Raw genomic sequence first — 12,642 nt, 5'->3', positions numbered from 1 at the left:
AGGCTAAGTTTTTACTAAAAATAGCAAAAATATTCCTATTCATAGAAATTGAAAGATTTATTCAACAGTCTTTAATAATATAAAATAAAAATCAATTCTAAAAATCTCATGCAAATTAAAGAAGCTCAACAAACTATAGATAAGCTTTTTAAAAACATTTCTCATCCAAGATTAGCTAGTTTTATTGCTTTAACTGAAGAAGTCGGGGAATTAGCTAATGAAATTATGCAGAAAGAAATTTATGAAGAAGCTACAGACAATGAAAAAATCAAATCAGAGCTAACTGATGTGCTAGTATGCGTTCTTGAAATTGCCAATTTATATGGCATAGATCTTGAAACAGAGTTTAATAAGAAAATTGACAGCTTGGAACCTCGTGTAAAACAATGGCAAAGTTCCAGCAAACTCCTCAAAGAAAAAAGAATAAAGCTAGACTAAATAATATCATTTTATATCTAACTATATCTTTTGTAACTTTTTTATACTACAATCTAGATGTAAGGATAAGAAAATTTTCAAATGTTTTAATTTTCATTATATTAATTTCAGTTTTTGCTTAACGTCTTAAATTGTCATTTCATATAATCCGTACATAAATTAATAGCTTTAAATAGGCTATATGAACTAACAAATAAAAATTAAAGAGAATAAAAATGGATAATAAATCACAAGGTACAGTAAAATTTTTCAATGACCAAAAAGGATTTGGTTTTATAACTCCTGAAAACGGTGGCAAAGATGTATTTGTACACATATCAAAATTAAATGGTGAAACATTAGCTGAAGGTCAGCAAGTTACTTTTGAAACTCAAGAAGGTAGAAAAGGCCCTGAAGCTATAAATATTGAGGTACTATAATGCCAAGTATTAGAGTAGATGAGCGTAAGCCTTTTGATATTAGCTTAAGAAATTTTAAGCGTGCTTGTGAAAAAGCAGGTATCAAACAAGAGCTTAGAGATAGACAACACTATGTTAAGCCAACAGAAAAAAGAAAAATTGCTAAAAGAGCAGCTGTAAAAAGAGCAAGACTTGCTCAAAGAAGAGCTTTTATTTAGCTAATAAATCTCCTTAAAATTATTTTAATCTCTTAAGTTAAATTCAAAATAAATTATGTGTAAAAACTTAGTTGATGTTTTAACTAAACTCTAATGCCTTTTATTTTATTAATGTATAAGCTTATTTATTACCCATAGAGGGCCTATCAATAAGAACTGAATATCTTTTAGAAACGATGGCTTTTTGCCCTCTAAATGATGTCCATAGAATTGTAATATCCAACCAACGATAAATATAACTATCGAAACTAGCAAAATATTTGGAATAAATATAGCCACCCCTAGCATAACTAAGCTTATAACTAACATAATACCCATATATAAATAAGATAATGAAAAATAAAAGCATAATGCTAACACTATTAGAATCAATGCTAACCAAAAGTTAATTGAATATAATATTCCAATAATTGAAAATGTAATTGCTGGAACACAAATACTGTGAATCTTTTGATTTGTAACATTTTCATGACTTAATGAATACTCATATAGCCAAGTTTGTAAATCACGTCGCATAAAACATCTCCCATTTTAAAGCAATAATACTAAGGAATTTTACATCAAAATAATATTTAAAAATAGAATACGTCTATCTTATATATTAATAAATTTTTAATAGAGATTTATCAAACAATCTTTTTTATTAAGCTTAAAAATCAATTTTTCAGCCAAATTATCTTCTTTATAAAGAACTGCTCCTAATTTCTTTACAGCTTTTTGTGAACGAAAATTTTCAATCCAAACATCAAAAAATACATTATCTACAAATTCAAAAGCATAGCTAAGCATTATTTTTTTAACTATTCTATTTAAGCCTGTTTGCCAATATTTTTTCGCATAGAATGTATATCCTATTTTTATTGATGAACCATTAAGATCATACTCATAGTACCGTGTTGACCCAACTAGCTCATCCTTATAAAAGATTAAATAACAATTCTGAGGATTATTTATACCTGTATCAAAAAACTTTCTAAAACCTTCTATTTCGCATCTTTTTTTATCATTATGCTGATCCCAAATTTCAGGATCTTTAGCCACCTCGAATAATCTATTAAAATCACTTTGATACATTATTTGAAGACTAATATCTTCATATATTAGAGGTTTATTAAAATCCATAGAACCATAACTATTCTTTAACTATTCTACTATTTAAACAAATATCATTAACGAGTTCCATAGATTCTCTTAGAGATAATAGCTTTCTTAAAAAAGATTAATGTTTATTAGAAAAAAATACTTTTTATTCTGAGATCTTTAAGAGATTAAAGACTTCTGATTAGTTTTAAACAAGTATAGTTATTATTCAACAGTCACTGATTTAGCTAAATTCCTTGGCTGATCCACATCAGTTCCTTTGATTATCGCCACATGATATGAAAGAAGCTGAAGAGGTATTGTAAACACTATTGGAGCACTAAAATCATTGCCCCCATTTAGTTCTAGCACAATACTATTATCAAAATTAACTCGATCCTTAATAACCTTATCAACAAAAAGAATTAGCTTACCGCCTCTAGCATGGACTTCTTGAAGATTAGAAAGAGTTTTATCTAATAAATTATCATTAGGCACTACTGCTACTACTGGCATATTCTTATCAACTAAAGCCAATGGACCATGCTTTAACTCACCAGATGGATAGGCTTCCGCATGAATATAAGATATTTCTTTAAGCTTTAAAGCTCCTTCTACAGCTATGGGGAAATACAACCCACGTCCTAAAAATATAGTATGCTCCTTATCAGAAAAATACTCACTTATCTCATCTATTTCTGGATCTAATTTTAGAGCACCCATTACTAAAGCTCGCGTATTCTTTAGTTCCTGCGTATATTTAGATATTTCAGTATCTGATAAGCTATTTTTAAGCTTAGCCATAGCTAGTGTAAATATAGCTAAAGCTATTAATTGAGTTGTAAACGCTTTAGTTGATGCAACTCCTATCTCAACACCTGCTTTTGTCATAAATGCAACATCCGACTCCCTTACTAGTGAGCTATTTGGTACATTACAAATACACATACTACCAGCATATCCTTGCTTTTTACTCTTTCTTAAAGACTCTAAAGTATCTGCTGTTTCACCTGATTGCGAGATACTTACAAATAATGATCCATCAACTACCACATTATCTCGGTACCTAAGCTCACTAGCTATCTCAACACTACATGGTATTTTTGCATATTTTTCTATCCAATACTTGGCTGTCATGCCAGCATTATAACTAGTACCACAAGCAACTATACAAATATGCTTAGTTTTCTCAAATAATTCTTTTGCCTTATCAAAATTTTCTAAACTGATTTGATTATCATCTTTTAGTGATGCTAAAATTGTGTTTGAAATAGCTTCAGGTTGCTCATATATTTCTTTAAGCATATAATGCTTATAGCCATCTTTTGATGCACTTGAAGACGAGTAATTATATTCTTCAACTTCAAGATTTTTAGACATTCCACAACTATCAAAGACTTTTACTTTCTCTTTAGAAACTATTGCAATATCACCCTCATCAAGATATGAGAATTTATTTGTCACAGGTAGTAAAGATAAAGCATCTGAAGATATAAAATTTTCATCAATTCCAACACCTATTACTAAAGGCGAACCAGAACGTACAGCAACAATTTCATCAGGAAACTTTTGCGATATAATTGCTAAAGCATAAGCTCCTTTTAATAAACTTATGATTCGCTTAATATTCTCTATTATAGATTCTTGATCATCCCATTCCCTATCTAACAAATGAGCAACAACTTCTGTATCTGTATCTGATTTAAATCCATAACCATCTGCTATTAATGATTTTTTAAGCTCAGAAAAGTTCTCTATCACCCCATTATGCACGATACAGAAATTCTCAGATGCATGAGGGTGAGAGTTTGCTTTTGAAGGTTTGCCATGAGTAGCCCATCTTGTATGTGCTATACCTATATTTCCTTTAAAGTCTGACAAAGAATGTACTGATTTCTCAAGCTCAATAACCTTACCAACTTCTTTACATATATCTATATTCTTTTGACTATCAATTACAGCTAAACCAGCTGAATCATAGCCTCTATATTCAAGTTTTTTTAAACCTTCAATTAAAATATTTGTAACATTTCTTGTTGAATTTGCACCAACTATTCCACACATAGCAAAACCCTACTAGTTATCTTATTTATCAGTCTTTTTTACTGGCCTTTCCCAACTATCTATATGACGTTGCCTAGCTCTTGATATAGCTAGATTATCAGCTGGAACATCCTTTGCAATTGTTGACCCAGCACCAACAGTTGCTCCTTGACCTATACTTACAGGAGCAATTAATTGCGAATCTGATCCAATAAATGCGTAATCTTCAATTATAGTTTTATGTTTATTCACTCCATCATAGTTACAAGTAATTACTCCTGCACCTATATTACAATTAGAACCTATTTCACTATCTCCAAGATAAGTTAAATGAGATGCTTTTGATCCTTTTCCAAGAACTGTTTTCTTCGCCTCAACAAAGTTACCAATGACAGCTCCTTCTTTTATGTCACAATCTGGTCTAACTCTAGCAAATGGACCGACAATAGCCCCTTGTCTTATAACAGAACCATCAACCATACTATTTGCTTTAATTTTAGCATTATCTTCAATAACACAATTTTTTAAAATACAATTTGCTCCAATAACGACATTATTACCAACTTTTACATTACCTTTAATAATAACATTTATATCAAACCAACAGTCTTTACCAACCTCTAAATGACCTCTTACATCAAACCTATTTGGATCAGCAATACTAACACCTTTAGCCATTATTCTTTCTGCTATAGTTTTTTGCCAAGTTCTCTCCAGATCGGCAAGTTGTTGTCTATCATTTACCCCTAATATTTCAAACTCGTAAAGAGGATGAGTTACATTTATTGACAAACGATCATTCTTAGCAAAAGTAACAATATCTGTTAGATAATATTCTTTTTGAGCATTATTTGCTTCTAAGTTAGGCAACCATTTTTCTAAAAGTTTTTTATGAGCACAATATATACCCGTATTTATCTCTTTTATTTGACGTTGAGTATCATTGGCATCTTTCTCTTCTACAATTTCAGATACACCACCAAATTTATCTCTCACAATCCTTCCTAAACCTTTAGGATTTTCAACAAAGGCAGTTAGTACTCCAAGATCATAGTCATGTGTAGTAGAAACTAAATTATCTAAAACTTCTGCAGATATCAACGGAACATCTCCATATAAAATTAGAACTTTCTGATCTTTTAAATATGGTAATGCTTGTAAAACAGCATGCCCTGTTCCTAATTGTTCTTGTTGGTATACAAATGTTACATTTTTATCTTTTAAAACATTCTCTATTTGTTCTTTTAAATGTCCAGTTACAACAACAATATTATCAGGATTTAATTTCTCAACAGACTTTACAACATGCTCAACAAGAGGCTTTCCTGCAAGTGTTTGCAAAACTTTTGGTTTATTAGAATTCATTCTAGAACCCTTACCTGCAGCTAAAATTACAACTGATAAACTCATAATACGACAATCTCCACGCTATTTATTTCTATAATAGTTTTCTAGTAAAACTGTAATAATTTGATAATGATCTTCTAGCATTCTAACACACATATCATTAATAATTGAACTAATAGATACCCATTTAACATTCTCTGCATCATCTGCTGCTTTAACATTTGGTAAGCTCGGCCATTTTTCAAATATAAATAGTCCCACATGACTTATTGTTCTACCTCGAACTGATCGAGATGGGTAATCAAAAACCTTCTCATGCCTTTTAGCTAGAGCTAGCTGTTCAACTGTTAAATCAATATTCGTCTCTTCAAATAGTTCTCGCATAATTCCTTGAGATATAGTTTCAGTATAGTCTAAAAACCCTCCTGGTAATGCCCAAAGATTTTTTCCAGGATGTCCATTTCTTTGTATTAAGAGAATATGGTCATTTACAATAACTAAAGCATCTACAGTCACTAAGATTGGTTTATATGGTGCGGGTTTCCATGATTTTTTATGTTCTATTACATAATTATTTTCTTGTACTAAATCATAGTAATTTTGTGTTTTCATAAAATCATCAAGAAACTTATATGTAGCCATGTTAGCATCATTGCTACACATATACTCTGATTTAATAGAGCCTTTATAAAACTCTAACCTAAAATCTGTAGCATTATAATTTTTATAATTATCAACAGGAATAAATCCCCATTCGGGAAAACTCTCTAGATAATAGCTAGAATCATCTTTCATATGCCCAACAATAGCAATCGTTTGATTTTGCTTAGCATATCTAGCAACATTATTACGTAAGGCTTCTTCCCATTTTTGCTCTTCATAGAAAAAATCTGCTAAAGGTTCTATCATAACTCTAGATAAGTCAACTCCAGAAACTTGTAAATCCTCCTTAATCATTAGCTTTCTTTGCTCAAAAGAAAAAGGATTTTTAATATTAGGAGCATTAAAAGAACTTCCAACATTTATTAAGATTTTGCTACTTTTAGAAAGAGCTACTAAAATATTATGTAAATGTCCTTTATGAAAAGGTTGGAACCTTCCTATAAAAACTGAAATATCATACATTTTACTACCTATGTATTTAATACTTGTGGTTGTGCATCACTATTATAAACTTCACTGCCGGATGGTGCAGTCATTTGAGTATAATCTTGATTTGATTGCGACTCCTGTTGCGACTGTGTCTGAGATTCTCGCATGGTCATATCATATGAGCCAGCACCAAACTTACTTTTCTTAGCAGAACCTGAGAGCCCACTCATACTTTGCTTATTATCTTTTGTAGTATCCGAAGATTTTGTTAACTCAAGTTCCGTTTGCTTAACTATTTTAAGATTAGCATCACTTGTAAGTTTAGTATTATTCAAAGCTTTTCGTATATCACTTAATAGCTTAACACTTTCACTTATATGATCTGGAGCTTCGGTTTTACCATCACTCGTAAATACAGCATTTACTTTTACTAAACTAGATAGATCATCAACTTTACGAGCTTTAATAACAAATATTAATTTCTTATGTATATCTTCAACCTTTATTACATTACCTGATAGTATCTCATCTTTTACTGATAACAACTTATAATCATTAGGTCTATCTTTAAAATATTCCTCAAGCAAGTTCAAAGTAATAGCTATCGGCTCTCTAAATACTAGTTTTAGTGCTCCTGTATCATCATAAAGAACACTAATAGAAACTTTAGCAATTTGATCATCTATAATTTTAGCCATATCAAATTTGTCAGAATAATTTGGAGGTAACATCTCTTTCTGAGCTTCAGTTACTTGAGACTTAGCGTAATTATTATCTCCCTCAGGAAGTTTCAAAGCAGGATCTATTTTATTACCATTTAATCCATCTGGTATTTTTAAAGAAGGTTCTTCTTTAACCTGAACCCTTGCATAATCATACTTTCTATTTCTAAATGGTTCACCACTTACAGTTTCTGATAGATTTTCATATGAAAAATCATTATCAACACTATTTGTCGAACAGTCTTGTAATAGAAAAGCAAAGCCTAACATTACAAATATTTTAGATATATTTTTCATTATTTTAAATTCGTATGATTGACTGATTAAGTTAGCTAAATATTATAACACAGTGATATACTAATATATAAAAGCTTTTAGTTTAAAATAACGCGAGTGTACATATGAAAGATAATTTATTTATATTTTTACAATACTTATTACCGCATGGTTTAACTTCTCGTATGGTTAGCAGACTTGCAGAGTCAAAAAATAATGCTATAAAAAACTATCTAATTAATCTAGCTATTAAAAAATTTAAAATAAATATAGATGAAGCAAAAGAAACAAACCTTGATAACTATCTATCTTTTAATGATTTCTTTATAAGAGAGTTAAAAGATGGAGTTAGACCTTTAAATACGGACTCATCTACTATCACATCTCCAGCAGATGGTGTTTTAAGTGAGTTTGGTAATATTGAAAATGGCACTATTATTCAAGCAAAAGGTAAATCCTTTACTACAGAAGCATTAATTGCAAAAAGCTCTCAAACAGATTTTACAAAATTTGCAACAATATACTTATCACCAAAAGATTATCATCGCGTACATATGCCAATAGATGGAAAATTAACAAAAATGGTTTATATCCCTGGTAAGCTTTATTCTGTAAATAAAACAACAACAAATTCAATAGATAATTTATTTGCCAAAAATGAAAGGCTAGTTTGCTATTTTGATACACAAATTGGTGAAGTTGCCGTAATTTTTGTAGGCGCTCTTTTAGTTGCCGGCATAGAAACAGTATGGCATGGTAAAGTTGCTCCTAGTTATTATAAAAGTGTTCAAATATGGAACTATGATACGAATAAATTTGATATTAAATTTAAAAAAGGTGATACTCTTGGTTGGTTTAACTTTGGATCAACTGTTATTGTTTTAATGCCAGGAGAAAAAATATCTTTTAATTTTGATAAAAACAATTCAAACATAAGAGTTAATCAAGACTTAGCTTTTATAGCTGAATAAAGATTTATATTTATCCAACAACGGCTAAAGATATTAGTCTTAGTAAGATTCTCTGATTTACACTCATTAACATAAGCTATTTCTCTATTAAGATCTGCTGTATCTTCATTCATTTTAAATCTTGGAGGCAATTTAATATCAAATCTTTTTGCCCATTTTCTAATTGTAACATGCTTAAAACCTAAAACTTTTTCAGCATCCTGATAGCTTAAACCTTCTCTTTGACACTTTAATAACATTTCTCGTGCTGAACACTTAAATTTATCTTCTACTATTTGTTCAAAGTTTCCTGAATATTGATTTGCCATAAATTGAACCTCCCTTAATTTATTATTAAAATCAAATGACTCCTCCCACATAAAAATTGTTACATCTTTAACTCACAATAACAATTTCTCATATAGCAGATTCATTGTTTTCAAAACATTTTTTCTAAAAAATTAATAATAATAAAATTTATAATTAATTTTTAAATAAATTTATAATAATATTATTAAAATATAAAAACAATAAAAATTTAAATAAATATTAATTTAAAATGTAAAATATATAAAATTTTACCTATTTTTAGCTTATTTTTATAACTAATACACTGTATCATTTCACATAAATACAAATTATAATCAATGTTAAATTAATCTATTTATAACTTATATTAACTTTTGATTAATTTTTTAAAGGCTAAAAAACTATTTCCACATTGATCATTTATATTAAGAAGAATAACTAATATAATCATACTCACATACTCACATACTCAACTATCAATTTAATAGATAATGAATATAAACCATATTTTAATAACAATATTAATGGCAGGAATACCTTTAATATTTGCTATAACAATGCATGAGGCTGCTCATGGATTAATCGCAAAATTAAGAGGCGATAACACGGCATATAAGCTTGGTAGAGTTACTTTAAACCCAGTATCACATATAGACCCTATTGGAACTATTTTAATTCCTGGGCTAATGTTACTATCATCAGCAGCTGCTGGTTTTCCTTTTATATTTGGCTGGGCTAAACCTGTACCGGTAGATTATAATAAACTAAAAAAACCTAGATTAGATATGGCTTTAGTAGCTATAGCAGGACCTTTAGCGAATTTTATAATGGCGTTACTATGGGCTATAGTTGCAAAATATGTAACTTTACATCCTTATATTCAAGGGATGGCTTTTTACGGTATAATGATAAATGTCGTATTAATGATCCTAAATTTAATACCTATTCCTCCATTAGATGGAAGCAGGATTATAACAGCCTTTCTACCACCTTCTTTAGCATATAAATACAATAGTATACAAAGGTATGGTTTTTTTATTTTACTTGTTCTAATAATTATTCCTTTTAATGGCTCAAATCTGCTATTTTATATTATGAAACCATTTATAGTCGCCATTACAAATATAATCCAGCTTATAATTTTTTAAAATTAGCGATTCTTATAAATTGGAACTAAATATACTAATAAAGTATAATTTATTTTATCCATTAAATATTTAGATTAGTATTAATGCTAAGATTATCTAACTCTTTATTACTTTTTCTTTTAATTTTCATATCATTTGATGCTTTTTCTTATGGTAAAACTCCTCCTAGAAATCCTACCATAGTATATGCGACAGCATTTATTACAGATATCCAGAATCTTGATGAAGTAAATGAGCAAATTCAAATAGATGCTATCTTAAAGCTTAAATGGAATGATCCTAGATTAGCATTTGACTCAAAACAAGAGAATATAGAATATAAGAATTATCAAGGTGATTTTCAATATGATGAAATTTTTGAAGGATGGAGACCACAAATATCTATCATAAATGAAATAGGAAGTCCCCAAATTAAATCTAGACAACTTAGAGTTTACCCAAATGGCGATGTAATATATACAGAACAAAGAACTTTGACACTAGAAACCCCAATGCAGTTGAGAAAATTTCCCTTTGATAAACAAAACCTTAGTGCTTATATTATACCATTTGGATATACTGCAAATGAAGTAAAATTAGAAGTAGACCCTAACTATAAGATAACAGTCAAAGATTATACTAGAGACCACCCTAATGTTAATATAGCTGAATGGCAACTTATAAATTTTGATTTAAAAAGTAGTACACCTATCAAACAATATTATGGTAAAGCAGATAAGATATCGATGCTTGAGTTTAATATTTCATTAGAGAGAAAGCCCGTAAATATTTTACTAAAAGTTTTAGTTCCTTTATCTTTATTAGTTCTGGCAATGTGGGCTGTTTTTTGGATGGATACAAAAGCTTTACCAGATAGACTAAATATTTCTTTTATTGGAATTCTTTCAGTTATAGCATATCAATTCCTAGTTGAAGGAGAAATGCCAGATATTGATTATTTAACCTTTACCGATGGTTTTTTATTACTATCATTTTCTATACTATTTTCTACAGTATTAGAAAGTCTAATAGTATATTGGCTTATTAAAATAAATAAAGATTCTTTAGCTAAGAATATAGATATTTTCTCACGAATTGCTTTTCCTTTAACTTATGTAATATTTATACTTATACTTTATTTTATATACTTGCACTAACTCAATAAAAGAGTAATATTAAGGTATTTAATTAAATTATTTTTAAAAATATGTTTAATAAATTTAAGAAAGCTCTAGTAATTAGCTGGTTCTTACTTATAAGCTTACAATCATATGCAGTGACAGATATAAATACAAACTCCAACAAATCTGTCAATTCAATTATTAAATCACTCCAAAAAGAAGTTACAAATCTCCAAATAGAAGCTAAAAATATAAATAATCAAGACAGTAAGGACCAACAACCATCATTTGTAATGTATAACAATGTTGTTGTTCGTCATAATTATAATGAAACTCCATTTATTAACTAGAATAACTGAAATAATAAATCTAGAGTTTATATATTCATTGAATTTCATATAAAAATGATAAGGAAAAAATTAATTAGTTTATATACTTTAGCTTAATTTACTGATCGATATTTTTGATCAATATAATATTTTCACCTTCTATCTTTTTAGAAACTAAATAATCTCCAGAAGTATTTTGGGTATTTATTGCTTCCGCTATTTCACACTCACCACTTGAGTCACAGGTAGATAAGACTTCATTATTTTTAGGATCACGTAATTCAAACTTAGCAGATCCAAACAAAGGATTTGAAGCAGTAATAAATCCAACATTATCTCCATTATTATTAACTAATGGGAAAGTTATACCATTAGAGAACATATTTGTATTACATGTAACTTCTATATTCGTACCATCATTACTATTTAAAGCACAATTACCATCCACATTACTCACTGTACCAATATGAGTACCTTTAACTTCATTTTTAATTTGAAGTGTTGTAACTGCAAAAGCTCCAACTGGACTTAATAATGATATTGTCAAGATTGTTGATATTAACTTTCTTTTCATATTAACTCTCCTTAAGATAATCTTATAAATATAACTGTTTACACAGACAGCATACTAATTACTTTATCAAAAGTAAATTAAGACTTAATAAAAAAAAATATAAAATTAATAGTATATGGTTAATAGGAGTTTTAATTTATGAATGAAAAATTAGAAGAAGTTAATGATGGAGAGCTAGTTATAAGAACATTAGCACTCCCTGAAAATACAAATGTAAATGGAGATATATTTGGAGGGTGGATATTATCCCAAATGGATCTTGGAGGCTCAATACTTGCCCACAAGATTGCTAAAGGCAAAACGGTAACAGTTGCTATTAACTCAATGGTTTTTATAAGACCAGTTGCTGTTGGAGATGTTGTTGGAGTTTATGCTAAATTAATCAACATTGGTACTACTTCTCTAAAGTTAAATATAAGAACTTATGTTATTAGAAAAAATAGTTATATGAGAGAACTAGTAACACAAGCAGAATTTACCTACGTTAAAATTGATGAAAATAATAAACCTCAAAAAATAGAACAGTAATGATTTATAAACCCCAGAAACGAAAAAGCCCCGCTTTTTAGGGCGAGGCTTTCAAATTGTGCTCTGACGTTGAGTCTTTTATATTCGAAA

Annotated in this window: 16 protein-coding genes; 8 read left to right on the top strand and 8 right to left on the bottom strand. The window is 29.0% G+C overall.

What is annotated here, in order from left to right; genetic code table 11:
• Positions 1-108 precede the first annotated feature (108 nt).
• From R8535_RS09825 to rpsU, 3 genes are all read left to right on the top strand, one after another.
• Positions 109-438, top strand: a complete 330-nt coding sequence (locus R8535_RS09825; protein WP_329498840.1) for a MazG nucleotide pyrophosphohydrolase domain-containing protein — start codon at positions 109-111, stop codon at positions 436-438.
• Positions 439-653: 215 nt separating this feature from the next.
• Positions 654-857, top strand: a complete 204-nt coding sequence (locus tag R8535_RS09820) for a cold-shock protein (protein ID WP_004286368.1) — start codon at positions 654-656, stop codon at positions 855-857.
• The gene (gene rpsU, locus R8535_RS09815; protein ID WP_329498834.1) at positions 857-1,054 is read left to right on the top strand and encodes a 30S ribosomal protein S21; all 198 of its coding nucleotides are present in this window, start codon (positions 857-859) and stop codon (positions 1,052-1,054) included. Before R8535_RS09820 ends, rpsU begins: the two co-directional genes overlap by 1 nt.
• Before the next feature lie 108 nt (positions 1,055-1,162).
• On the opposite strand, the gene R8535_RS09810 is transcribed toward rpsU, so the two are convergent.
• The 6 genes from R8535_RS09810 to R8535_RS09785 all read right to left on the bottom strand — a co-directional run bounded on the left by R8535_RS09810 (position 1,163) and on the right by R8535_RS09785 (position 7,635).
• The gene (locus R8535_RS09810; RefSeq protein ID WP_329498832.1) at positions 1,163-1,570 is read right to left on the bottom strand and encodes an Mpo1 family 2-hydroxy fatty acid dioxygenase; all 408 of its coding nucleotides are present in this window, start codon (positions 1,568-1,570) and stop codon (positions 1,163-1,165) included.
• Positions 1,571-1,666: 96 nt separating this feature from the next.
• Positions 1,667-2,176, bottom strand: coding sequence for a GNAT family N-acetyltransferase (locus R8535_RS09805; RefSeq protein ID WP_329498830.1), 510 nt, complete (start codon positions 2,174-2,176; stop codon positions 1,667-1,669).
• 183 nt (positions 2,177-2,359) lie between these two features.
• A complete protein-coding gene (gene glmS / locus R8535_RS09800) occupies positions 2,360-4,198 on the bottom strand; it encodes a glutamine--fructose-6-phosphate transaminase (isomerizing) (protein WP_329498828.1) in 1,839 nt (612 codons plus the stop codon).
• A gap of 21 nt (positions 4,199-4,219) precedes the next feature.
• Positions 4,220-5,587, bottom strand: a complete 1,368-nt coding sequence (gene glmU, locus R8535_RS09795; protein ID WP_329498826.1) for a bifunctional UDP-N-acetylglucosamine diphosphorylase/glucosamine-1-phosphate N-acetyltransferase GlmU — start codon at positions 5,585-5,587, stop codon at positions 4,220-4,222.
• 18 nt (positions 5,588-5,605) lie between these two features.
• A complete protein-coding gene (locus tag R8535_RS09790) occupies positions 5,606-6,649 on the bottom strand; it encodes a bifunctional nicotinamide-nucleotide adenylyltransferase/Nudix hydroxylase (protein WP_329498825.1) in 1,044 nt (347 codons plus the stop codon).
• Between the two features lie 8 nt (positions 6,650-6,657).
• Entirely contained in the window at positions 6,658-7,635 is a 978-nt protein-coding gene (locus tag R8535_RS09785) for a hypothetical protein (protein WP_329498823.1), read from the bottom strand.
• A 104-nt stretch (positions 7,636-7,739) separates the two neighbouring features.
• Between R8535_RS09785 and asd the strand changes: the two genes are divergently transcribed.
• Positions 7,740-8,585, top strand: coding sequence for an archaetidylserine decarboxylase (gene asd / locus R8535_RS09780; RefSeq protein WP_329498821.1), 846 nt, complete (start codon positions 7,740-7,742; stop codon positions 8,583-8,585).
• Here the strand turns inward: asd and fevR are convergent.
• A complete protein-coding gene (gene fevR, locus R8535_RS09775; RefSeq protein ID WP_329498820.1) occupies positions 8,558-8,893 on the bottom strand; it encodes a transcriptional regulator FevR in 336 nt (111 codons plus the stop codon). The two genes, asd and fevR, sit on opposite strands and share 28 nt — an antisense overlap.
• 471 nt (positions 8,894-9,364) lie before the next feature.
• On the opposite strand from fevR, the gene R8535_RS09770 reads away from it, so the two are divergent.
• The 3 genes from R8535_RS09770 (at position 9,365) to R8535_RS09760 (ending at position 11,471) form a co-directional block, all read left to right on the top strand.
• Positions 9,365-10,021 carry a site-2 protease family protein gene (locus R8535_RS09770; protein WP_329498818.1) on the top strand — a complete coding sequence of 219 codons (657 nt, stop codon included), beginning with the start codon at positions 9,365-9,367 and terminating at the stop codon, positions 10,019-10,021.
• Between the two features lie 83 nt (positions 10,022-10,104).
• Complete coding sequence (locus R8535_RS09765; protein ID WP_329498816.1) at positions 10,105-11,157, top strand: ligand-gated ion channel; 1,053 nt, start codon at positions 10,105-10,107, stop codon at positions 11,155-11,157.
• A 50-nt stretch (positions 11,158-11,207) separates the two neighbouring features.
• Positions 11,208-11,471, top strand: a complete 264-nt coding sequence (locus tag R8535_RS09760; protein ID WP_329498814.1) for a hypothetical protein — start codon at positions 11,208-11,210, stop codon at positions 11,469-11,471.
• 97 nt (positions 11,472-11,568) lie between these two features.
• On the opposite strand, the gene R8535_RS09755 is transcribed toward R8535_RS09760, so the two are convergent.
• Positions 11,569-12,024 (bottom strand): hypothetical protein, encoded by a 456-nt coding sequence (locus R8535_RS09755; RefSeq protein ID WP_329498812.1) that lies wholly within the window; start codon positions 12,022-12,024, stop codon positions 11,569-11,571.
• 138 nt (positions 12,025-12,162) lie between these two features.
• Between R8535_RS09755 and R8535_RS09750 the strand changes: the two genes are divergently transcribed.
• Positions 12,163-12,552 carry an acyl-CoA thioesterase gene (locus R8535_RS09750; RefSeq protein WP_329498810.1) on the top strand — a complete coding sequence of 130 codons (390 nt, stop codon included), beginning with the start codon at positions 12,163-12,165 and terminating at the stop codon, positions 12,550-12,552.
• Positions 12,553-12,642: the final 90 nt, after the last annotated feature.

The sequence above is a fragment of the Francisella sp. 19S2-4 genome (assembly GCF_036281795.1).
Classification (GTDB): domain Bacteria; phylum Pseudomonadota; class Gammaproteobacteria; order Francisellales; family Francisellaceae; genus Francisella.
Note: the sequence above shows the minus strand (reverse complement) of the source record. Positions and strands in the feature narration are given on the sequence as shown.